The 18392-nt window shown below is 43.1% G+C and carries 13 protein-coding genes and 3 pseudogenes; 6 read left to right on the top strand and 10 right to left on the bottom strand.

Annotated elements, in window-relative coordinates; all coding sequences use genetic code 11:
* Window positions 1-15: 15 nt before the first annotated feature.
* Window positions 16-750, bottom strand: coding sequence for a Uma2 family endonuclease (locus tag F6K38_RS22510; protein WP_044494631.1), 735 nt, complete (start codon window positions 748-750; stop codon window positions 16-18).
* Between the two features lie 241 nt (window positions 751-991).
* Here F6K38_RS22510 and carB point away from each other — a divergent pair, with 241 nt between their 5' ends.
* Window positions 992-4249 (top strand): carbamoyl-phosphate synthase large subunit, encoded by a 3258-nt coding sequence (gene carB, locus F6K38_RS22515; RefSeq protein ID WP_287357481.1) that lies wholly within the window; start codon window positions 992-994, stop codon window positions 4247-4249.
* Between the two features lie 411 nt (window positions 4250-4660).
* On the opposite strand, the pseudogene F6K38_RS22520 reads toward carB, so the two are convergent.
* Window positions 4661-4795, bottom strand: a pseudogene (locus tag F6K38_RS22520) (DUF29 family protein); the annotation flags it as partial.
* Between the two features lie 43 nt (window positions 4796-4838).
* Window positions 4839-6212 (bottom strand): RNA-guided endonuclease InsQ/TnpB family protein, encoded by a 1374-nt coding sequence (locus F6K38_RS22525; protein WP_287249610.1) that lies wholly within the window; start codon window positions 6210-6212, stop codon window positions 4839-4841.
* Between the two features lie 67 nt (window positions 6213-6279).
* Here F6K38_RS22525 and tnpA point away from each other — a divergent pair.
* Window positions 6280-6694: pseudogene (gene tnpA, locus F6K38_RS22530) on the top strand (IS200/IS605 family transposase).
* A gap of 83 nt (window positions 6695-6777) precedes the next feature.
* Here tnpA and F6K38_RS22535 read toward each other — a convergent pair.
* The 4 genes and pseudogenes from F6K38_RS22535 to F6K38_RS22550 all read right to left on the bottom strand — a co-directional run.
* Window positions 6778-7104: pseudogene (locus F6K38_RS22535) on the bottom strand (DUF29 domain-containing protein); the annotation flags it as partial.
* 189 nt (window positions 7105-7293) lie between these two features.
* Window positions 7294-9651 (bottom strand): pentapeptide repeat-containing protein, encoded by a 2358-nt coding sequence (locus tag F6K38_RS22540; RefSeq protein ID WP_287357483.1) that lies wholly within the window; start codon window positions 9649-9651, stop codon window positions 7294-7296.
* A 19-nt stretch (window positions 9652-9670) separates the two neighbouring features.
* Window positions 9671-10567 (bottom strand): DUF1822 family protein, encoded by an 897-nt coding sequence (locus F6K38_RS22545; protein WP_161603185.1) that lies wholly within the window; start codon window positions 10565-10567, stop codon window positions 9671-9673.
* A gap of 247 nt (window positions 10568-10814) precedes the next feature.
* Window positions 10815-11300, bottom strand: a complete 486-nt coding sequence (locus F6K38_RS22550) for a ribbon-helix-helix protein, CopG family (protein WP_008187974.1) — start codon at window positions 11298-11300, stop codon at window positions 10815-10817.
* A 250-nt stretch (window positions 11301-11550) separates the two neighbouring features.
* On the opposite strand from F6K38_RS22550, the gene F6K38_RS22555 reads away from it, so the two are divergent.
* Window positions 11551-11799, top strand: coding sequence for a hypothetical protein (locus F6K38_RS22555; protein ID WP_008187975.1), 249 nt, complete (start codon window positions 11551-11553; stop codon window positions 11797-11799).
* Window positions 11800-12004: 205 nt separating this feature from the next.
* On the opposite strand, the gene hrcA is transcribed toward F6K38_RS22555, so the two are convergent.
* Complete coding sequence (gene hrcA / locus F6K38_RS22560) at window positions 12005-13096, bottom strand: heat-inducible transcriptional repressor HrcA (protein ID WP_287357485.1); 1092 nt, start codon at window positions 13094-13096, stop codon at window positions 12005-12007.
* Between the two features lie 413 nt (window positions 13097-13509).
* On the bottom strand, window positions 13510-13869 hold the full coding sequence (locus tag F6K38_RS22565; RefSeq protein WP_287311114.1) for a rhodanese-like domain-containing protein: 360 nt from the start codon (window positions 13867-13869) through the stop codon (window positions 13510-13512).
* 569 nt (window positions 13870-14438) lie between these two features.
* On the opposite strand from F6K38_RS22565, the gene F6K38_RS22570 reads away from it, so the two are divergent.
* Both F6K38_RS22570 and cysE read left to right on the top strand, forming a co-directional pair.
* Entirely contained in the window at window positions 14439-14906 is a 468-nt protein-coding gene (locus tag F6K38_RS22570; RefSeq protein ID WP_287253652.1) for a hypothetical protein, read from the top strand.
* Between the two features lie 116 nt (window positions 14907-15022).
* The gene (gene cysE, locus F6K38_RS22575) at window positions 15023-15787 is read left to right on the top strand and encodes a serine O-acetyltransferase (protein WP_008187983.1); all 765 of its coding nucleotides are present in this window, start codon (window positions 15023-15025) and stop codon (window positions 15785-15787) included.
* Between the two features lie 131 nt (window positions 15788-15918).
* On the opposite strand, the gene F6K38_RS22580 is transcribed toward cysE, so the two are convergent.
* Window positions 15919-16503 (bottom strand): Npun_F5749 family FMN-dependent PPOX-type flavoprotein, encoded by a 585-nt coding sequence (locus F6K38_RS22580; protein WP_008187984.1) that lies wholly within the window; start codon window positions 16501-16503, stop codon window positions 15919-15921.
* A gap of 449 nt (window positions 16504-16952) precedes the next feature.
* Between F6K38_RS22580 and F6K38_RS22585 the strand changes: the two genes are divergently transcribed.
* Complete coding sequence (locus tag F6K38_RS22585; RefSeq protein ID WP_008187985.1) at window positions 16953-18299, top strand: RNA-guided endonuclease InsQ/TnpB family protein; 1347 nt, start codon at window positions 16953-16955, stop codon at window positions 18297-18299.
* The last annotated feature ends 93 nt before the right edge of the window (window positions 18300-18392 follow it).

Consider the following 18392-nt stretch of genomic DNA (forward strand, 5'->3'; position numbering starts at 1 on the left):
GAGCAATGGCGAGAATCAAGCATCTGACTCATCACCTAACTCTTTGAGTCTAGCTAGCAATTCCTCTACCCGCTTTTCTGCCAATTCTCTTTGTTGCCGTTCAGCTTGAGCTTGTTGTTGAGCAGCTTGAGCTCTCTCGTCTGGTGTTGGTACCAATTGCTGATCTCCACTGAAAAACCGTAGCTGGGAATTATGCACACCTAAAAATAATTCCAACTGCTGACTCCACAGCCACCCCTGAGTATTAGGGTCGAGGGGTTGATACTGGCCTCCCATCAGGCGAAATCCCTGGAAATCGAGGGTATCGGGGTGAAACCAGAAATATTCTGGTGTCCTGAAAGTATCTTGGTAGAGAATTTTCTTTAATCCCTTGTCAACTTTAGCTGTACTGTTAGAGAGCAGTTCAATAATCACATTGGGATATTTTCCTTGTTCTGCCCATACTACCCAACTTTTGCGGGGTCGATTTTCCGTACCGAGTACCACAAAAAAGTCAGGTCCTCTAAAGTCTCTGGTGGTAATATGCTCAGGACTGAAATAGATAGTGAGATTCCCTGTAGCATAGAAGTCGCTTCGTTCTCGCCACCACCACTTTAGGCAAGCGAGTAACAGCTCAATTTGATCTCGATGGCGATCGCTTTCCAAGGGGGGTTCATCACTCCATAAATCACATGGTGGAATGATAATACTATCTGACTCAGCCATTACATTTACTTCCGCAGTGGCTTCTGAATTCTTGGCAACGGTCATAGCACTCACAGGCAAAATCGCTACCTCTAGTTTGACAGTTTTAATCAAAATGGTTAACTTAACCGTTGACTGTCAACCGTCAACTGTAAACTGTAAACAAATCGGGGCTCTTGATGTGTTAAAGCTGGATAAAAAGCTAGATGCTTTGTAAAAGCTGGATAAATAACTAGGGAATAATTTGGCAAGCAAGCATATAATAGTCAGGATCTAATAACTTTCATCTCACCACAGAGCAACCACTATGCCCCGCCGCGACGATATTCACAAAATCTTGCTCCTCGGTTCTGGTCCGATTGTGATTGGACAAGCCTGTGAGTTTGACTATTCCGGGACTCAGGCTTGTAAGGCACTCCGGGAAGAAGGCTATGAAGTGGTACTGGTAAACTCTAATCCAGCTAGTATCATGACTGACCCAGAAACGGCTGACCGTACCTACATCGAGCCCCTAACCCCAGAAATCGTCGAGAAGGTGATCGAAAAAGAACAACCATGTGCTTTACTGCCAACCATGGGGGGTCAGACGGCTCTGAATATTGCGGTTGACCTAGCGAAGAATGGGGTTTTGGAAAAGCATGGAGTGGAGCTAATTGGGGCAAAGCTAGAGGCGATAGAAAAGGCTGAAGACCGCCTGTTGTTCAAGGAAGCAATGGAAAGGATTGGGGTAGGGGTCTGTCCTTCGGGAATTGCGAATAATCTCAAAGAGGCTAAAGCGATCGCACAAAAAATCGGCTCTTACCCGCTGATTATTCGCCCGGCTTTTACCCTGGGGGGTAGTGGTGGTGGCATTGCCTATAACAAAGAAGAATACGAAACAATGGCTCAGGGGGGTTTGGATGCTTCGCCAGTGTCTCAAATCCTGGTGGAACAGTCTTTGTTGGGCTGGAAGGAGTATGAGTTAGAGGTGATGCGAGATTTGGCAGATAATGTAGTAATTATCTGCTCCATTGAAAATGTTGACCCGATGGGGATTCATACTGGGGATTCGATTACTGTTGCTCCCGCTCAAACCCTGACGGATAAGGAATACCAACGGTTGCGGGATTACTCGATTAAAATTATTCGGGAGATTGGGGTTGAAACCGGGGGGTCAAATATTCAGTTTGCTGTGAATCCCATCAATGGCCAGGTCATTGTAATTGAGATGAATCCTCGGGTTTCCCGCAGTTCTGCCCTAGCCTCGAAAGCAACAGGGTTCCCGATTGCTAAGTTTGCTGCTAAATTAGCCGTGGGATATACCCTCGATGAAATTCCCAACGATATTACTAAACAAACTCCTGCTTCCTTTGAACCAACTATTGACTATGTGGTAACTAAGGTACCCCGCTTTGCCTTTGAGAAGTTTCCCGGTAGTAAACCAATCCTTACTACTCAAATGAAGTCAGTGGGAGAAGCAATGGCGATTGGACGGACGTTTCTAGAATCGTTTCAGAAAGCGTTGCGCTCCCTGGAAACTGGACGGTTCGGGTGGGGATGCGATCGCAAAGAGAAGCTGCCATCTCTCGAACAAGTGCGCTATGGTTTACGAACCCCGAATCCAGAACGTATCTTCACGGTGGGTCATGGTTTGATGCTAGGGATGACCCGAGAAGAAGTACAGGAACTCACAGGAATTGACCCCTGGTTTTTGGATAAGTTGCTGGAATTGCTGGAAACGTCAAAATTCCTCAAACGTACGCCATTGGAAACCTTGAACAAAGAACAGTTATGGGCAGTCAAACGTCAGGGATTTAGCGATCGCCAAATTGCTTTTGCTACCAAGACCTCGGAAGATCAGGTGCGTCAATACCGTAAGCATCTAGGAGTAGTACCAGCATATAAGCTAGTAGATACCTGTGCAGCAGAGTTTGAGGCATTTACACCTTATTATTACTCCACTTATGAAGAAGAGTCGGAAGTAATACCTTCGGATCAGCGGAAGGTGATGATTTTAGGTGGGGGACCAAACCGGATTGGTCAGGGAATTGAGTTTGACTATTGCTGTTGTCATGCATCTTATGCTCTGAGTAAGCAGGGGTTTGAGACAATCATGGTCAACTCCAACCCAGAGACAGTTTCTACAGATTATGATACAAGCGATCGCTTATATTTTGAGCCCCTGACCAAAGAGGATGTACTCAATATTATTGAGGCGGAAAATCCGGAAGGGATTATTGTTCAGTTTGGGGGACAGACACCGCTTAAATTAGCAGTCCCGTTGCAAGAAGCCTTGAAGGTTAGCAGGTTGAAGGTTGGTAACCAACAAGCGGTAACCAAAATTTGGGGAACTTCTCCCGACTCAATCGACGTAGCTGAGGATCGGGAGCGGTTTGAGAAGATTTTGCGGAAGTTAGATATTAAGCAGCCACCCAATGGAATTGCTCGCAGTTATGGGGAAGCACTAGAAGTGGCGAAGCGGATTAGTTATCCAGTGGTGGTGCGTCCGTCTTATGTGTTGGGGGGACGGGCTATGGAAATTGTCTATTCCGATGAGGATTTGAAACGCTACATGAAGTTTGCGGTGCAGGTGGAACCAGAGCATCCGATTCTGATTGATAAGTTTTTGGAAAATGCAGTAGAGGTAGATGTGGATGCGATCGCAGATCATACTGGTCGGGTAGTGATTGGTGGCATCATGGAACACATCGAACAGGCAGGGATTCACTCCGGGGACTCCGCTTGTTCTTTACCCCACACCTCTCTAACACCCGTTGCTTTGGAAACTATGCGCACTTGGACTTACCAGCTGGCCAAAGCTTTGAAGGTGGTGGGGTTGATGAATATTCAATTTGCGGTGCAGGGGGAAACCGTTTACATTCTCGAAGCCAATCCCAGAGCATCCCGAACAATTCCCTATGTTTCCAAGGCAACAGGGGTACCCCTGGCGGGGTTAGCATCTCGGGTTATGTCCCGTGAGACCTTGGAATCCCTTGGGTTAACTGAAGAAGCTAGCCCTAAGCACATTGCAGTCAAAGAAGCGGTATTGCCCTTTGAGAAATTTCCTGGTACAGACACCCTCCTCGGACCAGAAATGCGTTCTACTGGGGAAGTAATGGGGATTGACACAGATTTTGGCAAGGCATTTGCCAAAGCAGAATTAGCAGCTGGTCAGCGTTTACCCCTGTCTGGCACAGTGTTCGTTTCCACCAATCACCGAGATAAGCTAAATGTGGTACCAGTGGCGAAAGACTTAATCGAGTTGGGATTCGAGCTAGTGGCAACGGATGGGACTCGCAAAGTGCTGCAAGAGCATGGACTGGATGTGGAGTTGGTGTTAAAACTCCATGAAGGACGTCCCCATGTCTTGGATTGGATTAAGAATCAAAAGATTCAGCTAATTATTAATACCCCTTCTGGAGAAGATGCCTATGCCGATGGGCGGTTAATTCGTCGCACAGCATTAGGCTATAAGATTCCGATTGTAACTACAATTGCTAGTGCTAAAGCCACAGCAGCAGCAATTCGTTCACTACAGTCGCAACCACTGGGAGTAAAAGCTCTACAGGATTATATCACGAATTAGCTTTTGTGTAAGCTATCAGCTATTAGCTATCAGCTATCAGCATATGCTTAAGGTTTTGCTCTCATAGGAGGTAGTGGTATACAAGTAGTGATTTTAGCTTCCGTTACTTTGACCAGACCCTAGCCAAATCACTACATGCTTATCACTACCGTTCTCCTGAAACCCTCTTTAGAGGATATATCCCAAGTTTTTTGATACTGAATTTTGCCCCCCTAGCCCCCCAACTTTGGGGGGAACAAGAGTCAATTTGCTTCTAAAAGTCCCCCAAAATTGGGGGATTTAGGGGGCTTGGATGTAGCAAATGAGACTTCTCAGACAACCTCTTATTATTGCCTATTGCCTATTGCCTTTTGCCTTTTACCTGAAAAGCATAAGCAATGTCGCTAAAACGTTGTTGACTCAACTAACAACCTAATTTTCCCAATCTTGGCTAGTATCACACAAAAAAGTATCCTGAATCACCTCATCAAAGGAATAAAGACAAGCTTCTGGGAACGTTCGTATTGGCAAATTAGTTTCTCGCAAAGCCAAATCAACACCTGCTTCTTGACATCTCCCCCACTTAAAAGAGGGGGATTCTCAAAGGATGTTACGCGGTAGGGTGAACCCGTACCGCTCCACCTTTGTTTCGATATGATTTAGACAGATCAGTGAATAAATCGTATCTATGTGGGAGTGTCAAAGCTCCCCTAACCACCTTAGTCAAGTCGAATGACTGTGTGGTTACTTTGCGGATAATGTTGGCAGCGCCGTTACAATCGGCGTTGATAAACTTCCCGGAAGCAGTCCTGTAAAGTCCGCGTCTAACTCTTTTACCAGAGGGTTTCCATCCTTCGGGTTTTTCACCTATTTTCGGCAAGGAATCACCATCCAAAAAAGACGCTTTACTGGTGTAAGACTCTTCAGTAATTATTAGATTTATTCCGTACTCAGTACAGAGCTGCTTAATTCTTTCGATTAACCTTTTAGTGGGAATGGCTACAAACTGCTGATTGCCTTTCTTTCCCATGTTGGAACAGTTTTTTTGCCCTTCATTCCAACCAAATACCAGGTTTCCTATTCCATCATGCAGACATCTATTAACAATAAACCGAGCTGCTTTGTTGATTGCATCTCGCATTTGGTTGTTGCGTTTCAGCTGGATTCTATCTAAATGGGAATCCCAGTATTTTTCTGATTTACCAGATTTGTGCTTGGCTACTAACCGGCAATATCCTTGGTTCATGGACTTGAGCTTTCGACCGTCAATAATAAATCCTTTTCCCAATGTCGAAACGCAGGTCAACCAATTATCGCCACCGTGATCTATTCCGATCGCCTGAGAGTAATCAAGACTTGGATTATCGGTTACTGGTTGCTTCCCATCATCAATCACCCAATCTATCCACAATTGTCCATAGCAAGGACGAATTGTCACTTCTTTGACCCAGTCAGGGTCTATAAACTGAGGAGGATATAAGACTATCTGTGTCAGTAGTTCCGGTTTGCTTTCTTTACTGACAGAGGGATAAAACAATCCTTTCTTATAGGTAAGAGCTTGTCGAGGAAAGGTAACAGCAGCCAATCCTCCAGATTTTCTGTACCTAGGGAACCTAGGTCTATCTATTTGACCCTTGTAGTAAAGCCCGACAAGTTGATTGTAACTAGTAATTGCCTCACCTACAGTTTTTAAAGTTTGTTGAGCAGACTGAGCAGCCATTCCCTTGTAGTGAGGAGACATTTTTAAGGCTTTATCTAATTCAGGATATTTAGTAGTGCATTTGTATGTTTTCCACCCAGCTCTTAGTTCATCTCCACGCCAGTAAGTAGAGTAAGCTCCCTGTTCCTCAAGCCATTTGTAATGTTTATGTTTTGCATAATAAATGGCGCAATTAAACAGACTGTTGGCTTGTCGGCATTGAAATTCCCAAAAAGCCCTTTCTTCTTCTGAAAATGTCGCTCTGACAGGAATTGTCTTGTACAATTTGCATCACCTCCTTGTCTACTATTATCATTGCTACTACAGGTCTCGTCAAAAGAAGTCCGGGTAAATGGCAAAATTATCTCACAAAGATTATGAGTACCGTCGAACCGAAGGATCGGTCTCATCAATTAATTATCATTTCGTCTTTGTTCCAAAACGCCGAAAGGCTGTACTCGTAGATCATGTAGCCCGACAGCTTCAGGAAATAATATTTGATTTGGTTTCTGAACATGCCTGGAAGTTGATCGCAAAGCGAGATAATGCCTGACCACGTTCATCTATTTCTTAACGCACCAACCCATGAATCTCCTGCTGAGATAGCCCGGTGGGTAAAAGGTCGAGCATCTCATCACCTGCGGAAAGAATTTCCTAACCTCAAAAAACTGCCCTCATTGTGGACTCCGACCTATTTTGTGGCCTCAACAGGTCAAGTCAGCACTGAGGTGGTCAAAAAGTATATAGAAAGTCAAAAAGGGAAATAGCCAGGACACTTTAAGGGGGTTAACCCCGTCTCTGTTTTTCATCCCCGGGCTAAAGCCACAGGGTTCTCAAATTTCAGGAAGTTTTGATAGCCATCCATCATTGCTTCCGACCGGCGAGACTTTAAGCTGGGGTTTTGCCGTAAATGCCGTTTAATTGCCCGACGTTGTTCTCGAATACTCAAAAACCAACTGCGGCTACGATTCTCTGGCTGATACTGCCACTTCAGCAGATGACCAAGCAGAACGCAAAGGCGACTTACTAATTCCCGATATTCCTGTCTTCCCAATGCTTGAATTTCTTCCTCCAGATGCTGCCAATCAAGCTCAGAAAATTGCTTGTGCTTCAGTGCTTGGGCCTGCTGTTGAGTCCAAGCATAAAAGTCTTGCTGGTATAGGGATGGTTTATCCATACATTTGAAAAAGTTATTACAGTTTTTTACATTATCCAAAATACCTATATATTTTATATTTTATTCTCTCTTGCCTTTTGCCTCTTGCCTTTTGCCTAAAGTAGTATGTTTACAACTCGAATTAAAATGCTATAGCTGGAACAATCTTATCCATTATCAACCTTTATCCACCTTACACGATAAGTCACACTATAATTCTTCCCATAACTCAATCGTTGCCATCAAAATATTCACAAGTGGGTGGTCTATAGCTTCTTTAAAGGCTTCAAATCCTCCAGCTTTCAAGGCATTGATTACCTTACCTTTCAGGGTAGGATTACTGTTGATTTGTTCAGCGACCTCAGCTACAACTGTTAATTTTTCAATTTCGGTTGTGGTTGCTTTGGTTTGTGAGAGTTGGTTTAGGAGTTGCTGAATCTCTGCTGCTGCCTCTGCCAAATTTTGTTTTTGGGTTGGGGCATAGTAGTGCTGAGTGCCAACTATTTGGCTGTCATTGGCTGTTCCCGCGTCACCAAAACCGATTGAATAATTGCTCTGGTCTATGTTGAATGTACGCTCTTCTGATATAGGTGGACTATCTACTGTGTTTGTGATATAAATATCATTATTCATAGGTTTGCTAGCCATAACCTTGATGATTTCTTTTAGATCCGCACTTTGATGACGATAAATCTGTATTTGTTCATCCTTAGCCTTTAAGTCAGCTAGATATTTTTCCTGAAATATTTTAAGTGATAAATCATAATTATGGATGAAATTATTGTGAATTTCTGCTTTGTTGAATTCCCTAGGTATGTTGATGCGAATCACGATCGTACCATCCCCCTTATTCTCAATAGATTGAATCGCTAGCTCCTGTGCCCCGCTTTCAACTTTTAGCTTCTCGAATGAGGGAATAAATGCCTGCCAGTTAACTCCATTAATGAAAATCAAATCAAGAGTTTCTAAAACTTTTTTAAATAACTTAGTAAATTCTCCTGGAGTAAAGTTACCGCTATGGGGACGGCGCTCTTGTTTAGAATCTCGTAGATAAACATAATAACAAATTATCCCATCAAGATTTGTGGCACGATTGATATTCCAGTCTTGTATACAAGCCCCAGTAAAATTGGCTTGTTCAAACTTAGTATTCAATGCTTGAACTGCCGTTAGATTAGCTCCAGTCAAATTGGCTTGATTGAGATTAGCTTCACTGAGATTAGCTTGACTGAGATTAGCTCCAGTAAGATTAACGTTACTAAGATTAGCTTGAGTGAGATTAGCTTGAGTGAGATTAGCTCCAGTAAGATTAACGTTACTAAGATTAGCTCCCCTAAGATTGGCTCCAGTTAAGTTTCTTTCCATGAGCTCTGGAACTAACTCAGTGTTCCTTTCCCTCCACTGATTCCAAGCTTCTAGTCTTTTTTGATATAAAATCAGGTCTTCGTTGTTGGCTTGCTGCTGAGTGATAAAGCTAATTGGAGCAAGATCATTCCAAGTGGGAGGCAATTCTGCGGGATTCTGGAACAAAACTGGCAACCAACTAGCACAGGGAAAATCATTCTCTAATCCTTGCAGTTGTTCCCGTGCTTCCCTTACTGAAATATATAACGATTTTCCCCTTGAAAATGACTTAAGAAATCCCTTTAAAAACTCCTGAGCCACTAGATCTGGTACTGGCTCTCGCATCACAATAACTTGCGGGATGTGCAAGTCAGTTAAACTTTGTGCTAAACCTAGCCCATCACAAGAGTTAAATATAGCTATCTTTAATCCCCGTTCAATTGAAGCTTTTAAAGCATTTTTTAACTCACTAATTATTAAGCTATCTGTTCGGTTAATAGAAATATAGCCACTCTTGCCATCTACTTGGCTGTAACTATGCCCAGAAAAAAAGAGGATATCCCAGCCTTTGTCGTCCCATAGTTCCCTATCTAATTTCAGGCGTGACGGCTCAACCAGAAACGTAATTTCTGTATTAGGTAAATGTTCTAGTAATTCTCGGTCTGTTTCAAGATTAATTCCATCACTGTTTCCCAAAACAGCTAAAATTCTCACCTTATCGTTGATAATAGAAGAGACGGTGCGCTTAACTCTATCATAGGTTAATTCCGCCAAAGCAACCTCAGCATACCGATAAAAATCAAAAATTTCCCACAGATGCCAGGGGATTCGTCGTAATTGAATATCTTCCACTTGGATAAGTACGCGAATTTCTTCATAATGGCTTAAATTTTTCAGCAATCCCTCTTTGATGACACGAAAATCTTCAGAATTAAGCCAACTATTTAGACTTTTTACCAAATTTATGGATAATTGGCGAAACTTATCTCTACTGATGATAGAAGTGTTTATCTCTGGTTTTTTCTTCAAAGCGCGTACAGAAAAACCTAGGTTTTGATATATTAAATGCCAGCGCTTATGGAGTTTTGCAAATTCTGGTGCTGGAGGCAATTTTCCTAGTATTTCTATTAATGTAAAAGTGCAATCATCTCCAATTCTTAGAGTAGCTGAACAACCAGTTTCAATGTTTCCATCTCCTAAATTTATTACAACTAATTTACCCATTTTGTAATTATAAAAAAAACTAAACCATAAACAACTCTGTAAAACTAAAATTACCACCATAGTCTATTTTAATACTGAATTTATCCCCATAATCAGCACTAAACCTTAGCTGGATGCCAAGATCATCAAGTTGTGATTGTGCTTCTATAAATGTTTGACCTGAGTCATCAAGTACAATCATCTTGGTATTTTCTGGTAAATCCTTTGGGTTGCTGATAGCATATAGCTGTAGAAAAATATCGACTTCATTATTAGTTTCTATAGCTACATTGAGCACTAAAGCCATCTGGTATCTATTATCCCAGCTAATTTTTTTAACTCGATGGACTCCTTTGATGTGCCTAAGAGCATATCTATAAGAAGGTTGTACTGTTCCTAAAATCTCGTGCCATGGATGCCAATTTTGTTGCTCCGCCTCACGAAAGTCATTGCCCAACCAATTCTTCAAGTTGATTGCCTTCTGAACAAGTTCAGTCTGCCACGGATTTAGCACTGATGTTTCAGGTTCTAGCAGCTCATAAATTATCTCATAAATATCAAAGTCCTTATCAAAGCAGTCTTCTAATGACTGACGATCTAACACTTGTTTGACTGAAAAAACTGGCAAAACTGGAAAAGTAAAGCCCATAGAATTTAATTGTTGAGCATTTAAGGTTACAAAGGCTTCCAGATTATTAGCGATTGCACAAACCAGCTCTTCAGCAACTTCAAAACCTGTCACCTTTATAAGGTCGTATAATCGATCTTTCTCCAAGATGGTGTAATCGACAGAGCATTCCTTTAGAATTCCCATTACCAGAGATAAAATTTCTGTCGCATCTTTTTCGCTCCTCAGGATTTTGGCGTAATAAAAGAATTTCGCCACAGTCGATTTGGCAACATAGCCCTCAATTCGCTGGGATTCAATAATTTCCAACAACTTTAGCGTCTGTTCCGAAAACGACTCTTGCTCGATCAGGAGACACATCAAGACGCTTAAACCGACCAAAATCCTCATGATTGAACATCAATAGCAGTTCTCAAATGAATAGACTACAGTGAACACACCCAGTGAACACACCCAGTGAATCTTGGTTACACCAACAGCTCATTCTCAGCTTACCCCCTAATCACGGATGGGGGCTATTCAAGTCAAAACCGCTGTATGCATCTTGTTACTAAATTTAGTAGTCCCTGAATTTAGAGTCTTTCGGAATCTCGGGGTTGACTGAGGACTGTTGATCTTTTAGTAGCTTGCGCAATCGCGCTGATTTAGACCCCTTTGATAGAGAAGACCGAGGTTTACGGCTGCTTGGCTCCTGATCCAGTACGTGGTTTAGATTCTCCTTCATCTCCATGAATAACTCTTGCAATTCATCCAGACGCCTCTCTACATTGGAGTCAGTCTTAGGTACAGGGGATACTCCCAGGGATTGAGCAACTCCTTGAATGGCAAGTGCGAGATCAGTAACATTGGTTTGTTTTCTGAGGTTCTCAACGGAGGCTTCTACTACTGTTAAACGCTCCTCTACTGAGTCATCGGTTTCCAAACCCTGTCTCAGCAGTCTGTTGATCAACTCTGTCACTGAAATGCCCTTCTCCTCAGCGCGCTCTTTGAGGGCTTGTGCTAGGTCTTCAGATAGTCTGAAGCTAACTAGTTTCCTAGACATAACAATTTATTGACATTAACTAGTGATATACGTATTATAGCTTTTTTGGAGGCTAGTGATATACGTATTATAGCTTTTTGGTGATCAGTGTGATCAGAAATTACTATGATCTGGTTCCCATAACCCAGTAAATATAGGTATTTAGGCTTTTTTGAAAAAAATATCCCCCAAGTCAGCCTGTCTGCTAGTGGTAAAATTCGCTATACGTATGATATACAAAATATATATGTACATCACTTAAGGGGTCAAAATGAAACGTGCCACTCTCAGGGACCATTTCAGAAGAGCGAAAACTCCGATAGCGGTAGTGAGCGCAATACTTGTCGGAGCTAACGCTGGGATTCAGATTTGGCAAAATTTAGATTTAAACAGTCAAATCCAGGAGATTATCAACAAAATATCGGCTCATAGTGAGTCTTCTGCTGAAACAAGCAGGAAAGATACGGACCTTCCTGAAGATCTACCTCCTAAACTCTTAAGAAGCTACAAAAATCCGTGACCTGCCCACCCAGTGGCAAGGGGAATGGGTGGATTCGGGTGCATATCTACCTATGGTGATCAATGCTCCCTGTTTTAGGGAGGCAACTGAGTTGGGACTTAAAAATTGTTCAAGTCCGGTTAAGTATAGTAATGTGAATAATTTCGACAAAGAGCTAGATGCAGCATTTGCGATCAACGTCTTGCCGTTACGGTAACACTTCCCTTTAAGCTGGTTGACTCAAGGCTTCAGTTAGATAATCCGCCGCTGCTTCTACTAATGCGATCGCATTTTCATAAATCATGCGAGTTGGTCCAATAATTCCCACACTTCCCACTGGGACTTGGTCTTGCTGATAGTTAGCAGATACCAAAGTACAGCCACGCATCGGTTCCAAGGAATTCTCGGCACCAATCCTAATTTTCACACGAGACTTAAATTCCAACTCTTCCGGTACTTTAAAGATTACTGACCACAGTTGCTCCTGTTCCTCTTCCAACAGATGTAGCAAGTCTAGAGTCTGGTCTATTTCCGAAAATTCTGGTTGACGCAACACCTCTGAGATGCCACGAATCATAATCGGGCTGGACTTAGGTACTACAGTGCGACGGGTCAACTCAGTTAATAAATTGCTTAAAAAATCCGCATAGCGGACAAATTCTCGGTCTAATTCACTCCAATCTAATTTCTCCAATTCCGTGAGAGTTCGCCCTCGCAGCTTACTATTCAAGAAGTTAGATAATATTTTTAACTCCCGCTCCACAATCGACTCATCAACCGTGCTATCATCCTCTGACTGGGGCAGATTCATCAATACCGACTGAGTTTCATAACTATCCGTAACTATAATCAACATCACCTGTCCTAGCTCTAGGTGCATCAACTGTAGATGGCGCAGGCGAGTAGTGCGATTGTCAGGGAAAGTAATTAAAGCAATATATCCACTGACTGTTGCCAGAATTTGAGCAGCATCCCTTAGCAATACCTCAAACTTAGCTTCCTCCCAGTTCAACTTCTCTGCCAGTAAATTTTCAACATACTGACTCAAGGTTTCTGAAGGTTGAATCAGCTGGTCAACATAGGTTCGATAACCTGAATCAGAAGGAACCCTACCTGCAGAGGTGTGGGGTTGATATAGTAGTCCAACTTTTTCCAACATACTCATGCAAGAGCGAATCGTCGCTGGACTGACACTCAGGTCATATTCTTGAACCAAGGCTTTAGAACCAACCGGTTCTGCCGTGGCAATATAGTGACGAATAGTCGCCCAGAGAATATGTTGTTGCCGACTTGTTAAACTTAATTGTTGGCGAGACATTTTGAACCAAAGCTGAACTTAATTTGAAAGGGAAAAAAGTCTAAATTAGAGATATGAGTTACCATTAAGGTGATCAAACATACTAACTAGCGATGCAGCGCGGTCTTGGGGGTTTCCCCCATGAGCGACTGGATCAAGACATGGAATTTTGCCTAAAAGCTGGCTTGAGTTAAGCAGTCTTTAGTCCAAAACAGTAGGGCTGATAATTAGATATCCCAATCAATCACTAAAAATCAGGGTTGGTTTTGGTGAAACTTGGAAGTATCTGGGATTTATCCATAGCTATGGCAGCGTCTGCTCACCCAAGGATTAAGTTGGTTATTAATACATTTTATCTAAAAATATTTGCTGTAAGAACATTTGTTCTAAGATAGCAGAATCTACTCATAGCAGTAGTTAGTAGTGAGCTGCAATTAGTAACGAGGAATGCTATGATCAACTATGATTGAGTATGCGTCAATACCCCCAGCTACATTCTTGACATTCGTGAACCCCTGACTGATTAACCACTGACACATCTGAGCCGAGCGCATACCATGATGGCACATGACCATGGTTTCAGCTGTGGGGTCAAAGCGAGTAGAGATTTCCCCAGACCACTGAGCAAATTCACTCAAAGGCAGAATTTCAAACCCTTCTATAGAAGCGATCGCAACTTCTTGCCGTTCTCGGACATCAATAAGCTGTAACTGCTCCGGGGAATCTGCCATCTGCCTTGCCAGTTGTTCAACACTGATTTCAAGAAGAGGTTGATCAAACGATTGAGCGACCATAGGACGTAAATAGCTGTAACGCGCTTGTTTTCGTAGTTTTGACCTTTATTCTACCTCTAGTAATCGCAATTTTATTTATTCACCCTAAATATAATGAGCAGATGATGGGGTGATCAGCTATGGTGGCTGATTAATATGTAGCAATATTTAAAGTAGTTAATATCAGGATTAACATCAGCTGTCAGCCCTCAGCTATCATTTATAAAATAAACATCGAACACGATAATTTAATAGTTCGAGATTTTACAAAATTGAAAGTTTGGGCATTTGTCCATCTAAGTATTCAGGCATTGTCTGATAGCTGATAGCTGATAGCTGATAGCTGATAGCTGATAGCACCTCAAGTAGCGTGCGCATTAGCTGATAGCTGATAGCTAATTGCTAAGGAATAAATTAACGCCAAAGGTATCAAATAATAATTAATGTGGCAGATAGCAGAGTGTCACAGGTGTTGCTATCGAACAACAGAGGTTTATAGGAAAATATAAGTAAGTACTGTAATTTCTAATAGTTTACTGCTACTCAAATAGGGAGGAAATAGTAACAACTAGTCTTAGGAGGGTTTTGCAATGGTGCGACAAGGTGTTAGAGGAGTCATAGCTTTAATAGTAGCCCTCTGTTCTATGCCCGTTTTATCTCAGACAGCGAATTTTGCTTCTTTAAACTTATCACCGGGTTTTTCCCCAAGTCAGGGAGAAGTCAGTGGTCACACCGGTGGTGCTTACTCGTTGTCATCGATGGCAAATAGCGATCGCAACAATGATCCCTGTATTGGTTTTGGAGACCCTACTCCAGATCACCTGATGGTTTTGGAGGCAGATTTACCCAGTTTAACTATAGGGGTCAACACAGAGGGAAAGGATACCACTTTACTGATTCAGTTTCCCAACAATCAAATCCTTTGTGGGGATGATACAGGTTCCAAAAAAGATGCCAGCATAACCGCACAAAATTGGCCAGCTGGCACATACCAAATCTGGGTTGGTGCCTTTGAGGGAGGACAACGGTGGGATTACACCCTGACGGCTGTTGAGTAACCAAAAAGCGATGCAGCGAGGTAGCGCGGTCTTGGGGGAAACCCCCACTCGCTATTCCATCAAGACAAGGTAAACTAGTTAGTAATTTGTTCAAGCGTTAATTATGGTGACCCCTAGTGCTATCTGCCCTGATTGCTGACTTCCGTATTATCTTTGAGCGTGACCCAGCTGCTCGGAACTGGCTTGAGGTTTTGTTCTGCTACCCCGGCTTACAGGCTCTGCTGTTCCATCGCTGCTGTCACTGGTTACATGGGATTGGGATTCCATTCATTCCTCGACTGCTCAGTCAGTTATCCCGATTTGTTACAGGTATTGAAATTCATCCGGGTGCCAAAATTGGTCATGGTGTGTTTATCGACCACGGTATGGGTGTGGTGATTGGAGAAACCGCCATTGTGGGAGACTACTGTCTAATCTATCAAGGTGTTACCCTCGGCGGTACAGGAAAGGAAAGTGGGAAGCGCCACCCTACTCTAGGAGAAAATGCGGTGGTGGGAGCTGGTGCTAAGGTGCTAGGGAATATCCAAATTGGTAATAATGTCCGCATTGGTGCTGGGTCAGTGGTCTTGCGAGATGTTCCTTCCGATTGTACTGTGGTCGGTATACCAGGTCGGATTGTCTATCGTTCCGGTGTACGAGTCAATCCCCTTGAACATGGTAGCTTGCCTGACTCAGAAGCCAAAGTAATTCGAGCGTTAGTAGACCGGATTGAGTCTCTCGAACAACAGCTACAAGAGTTAACTCAGCAAAGATCTTCAATGGCATCAATGATGTCTGATCACTCTTCAACACCAGATGCTCCAGAGAAGGGGGCTAAAGCCCCATGTTGTGATCTCCAGGATAAAGAAATTCGGCAGTGTTTAGATAGTTATGGGATTTGAGCTAGTTGTCAAATGTTAGCAGGTTAAAGGTTGAAGGTTTTACCTGTCGTTCCTGTTGGCTCTAGACAGGGAATCGGATTAGTAACACAATAGAATATTTTAACCACACCCATTTTGGTGTGACCCCGAAGCTAAGGATTAACAGCTTTTTGAAACCACTCCCCAGAACTGTCTTGGTAGTAAAGCCATCGGTTTTGGGGGAAACCCTGCAACCTTAGGTGATCAACCTTGACTGGTTCGAGCAATAATAGGCAAAAATTTGGCAAAGGCTGATCTAGGGCAGGTGGTGGTGGGGAAAAGGCTTGTTTATCTGGTACTCTAGCAACACCAGGGTCAGGCCACGCAAATTGTAAGCGAGCTGCATCGGAAAGATTTTGCCAAGTCTGCTGGCGGACTTGTTGAAGTCCTTCGTCAGGATAATCAGCAGTGATCAGGGTCAACTGGCCTGCTAAACGAAATTGTTCGCGAGTGTTGGGAAAGTACCAACAAACTTCTCCCCAGGGATGATGATTAATGTCGTGAATTTTCTGGCTACGGGTATCGGTAATAACTTTGAGTTGGTTGGAGTTGTCCAAAAAACCCCGAAAAACTACGGTGCGGTTAGCAGGATAGCCCTTGGGGTCAACGGTTGCCAGTTGAAAGTAACGAGCATAAGGTAGGCTGCGATTGTGATGGATTGCGCGAGCTAGGGGCGATCGCCAAACAGCAATAGGCATTTTTTTTTAGACATAGCCCATAAAATAGCGGAAAGGTGAGCTTTCCGCATCTAATTATTAAATTCGCCACGGGTCGCACCTAAATGTAGGGTAGTTTCAAGCTCAGGATGGAAGCAAGCCCCAAGTTGGCTGACCAAAGACCCTGAGGGCGCAAGCCCCTGGATTCTATCCCGGAGACGAAACCTTAGGAGAGTGGAGCCTTTATGGTTGGCAGGCTATGCATAAAAAGGTTAAAACTTATTGATTAGCGATGCAGCGCGGTCTTGGGGGTTTCCCCCATGAGCGACTGCATCAAGACAAGGCTCCACTCTCCTTACGGTAACTTCAAACCATGGGGTTAGCCCGAACAGGAATTTATTCCCTAACTGCCCGAAAATTTTCGTCCTAAGATATCGACTATAATAGAAAGCAATGCATCAATACCAAGGAGGTGATTTTAAGTGTTGGTTATGGAATTCAAGGCTGTCCTTAAAGAGCCTCAAAAGTTGGCAATAAATGAAGCCATTAGAACGGCTCGTTTTGTCCGTAACAAGGTACTTCGGTATTGGATGGACAATCGTGGAACAGGGAAGAAAGAACTCTATCGATACAACACTCAACTAAGGGAAGAGTTTGAATTTGTTAAAGACCTCAATAGTCATGCTTGCCAAGCCTCTGTTGAGAACGTAGAACGTGCTATCAAACGTTTCTTCGATAACTGCAAAAAGAAAATTCCTGGAAAGAAGGGTTATCCTCGTTTCAAGAAACATTCTAGGTCAGTCGAGTATAAGCAATCTGGATGGAAGTTATCCCCAGATAATAAGTCCATAAAATTCACCGACAAGAAGGGGATCGGAAAAGTCAAGCTCAAGGGTACATGGGACTTGTGGAGATTCGAACAAAAATTAATCAAGCGAGTTCGGATTGTCCAAAAAGCCGATGGTTACTATGTCCATTTTTGCGTCAAAGTAGACAATTCAGAACAATTAGAAGCCACTGGCTTTACTGTTGGATTGGACCTAGGCTTGAAGGAATTTTATACCGACTCTGACGGATACTCTGAACCTAATCCCAGGTTTTACAAAAAAGGTGAAAAGCGCGCTATATTTTATCAACGTCGAGTTTCTCGAAAAAAGAAAGGCTCTGCTAACCGTAAAAAAGCAATTAATAGACTAGGTAGGACACACCTTAAAATAAGTAGACAACGTGAAGAGCACGCCAAGAGACTGGTTAGAAGTTACCGTAAGATAGTGGAGCCTTATTACAAAAGATTTAACCCTTTTATGCAAAGCCGAACACCCATAAAGGCTCCACTATCTAAGGTTTCGTCTCCGGCGCGCTGCGTAATCCGGTCTAACGACCTGGTCGCCTACGTTCGCGCAGCGTGCCGAAGGCAAGATTTAAGAGTTAAAAACCTGGTTAAAAACCACTGTTTAGCTAAGTCTATTAACGATGCAGGTTGGTACCAATTTCGAGAGTGGTTAGAGTATTTCGGCCAAAAGTTTGGTCGGATAACTGTCGCAGTTAATCCAGCCTACACAAGCCAAAATTGTTCCAGCTGTGGTGAAGTGGTCAAGAAATCTTTATCGACTAGAACCCATGCCTGTAAATGCGGGTGTCGGCTGGATCGTGATGTTCCTTCGGAACCGCTTCGCGAACACAATGCTGCTAAAAATATCCTAAGCAGAGCCTTGGGTACCGTGGGGCACACGGGAACTTATCGTGCGGTTCGTTCCAACCAGGAGCTTTCAGAAACTGAAAGGGTATGGGTTGGGGGATTCGCGAGGGTTAAAACCTCAAAAATCCTAACTATCTAACGGATATGGGTGAAAACCCCATCCTTGAGGAGACAAGTGACTCCCTATCTGGCCACACCGAGCAGGCGGCAACCTCGCAGAGTGAAGCTGGCA

Source organism: Moorena sp. SIO3B2, from assembly GCF_010692525.1.
GTDB classification, from domain to species: Bacteria; Cyanobacteriota; Cyanobacteriia; order Cyanobacteriales; family Coleofasciculaceae; genus Moorena; species Moorena producens.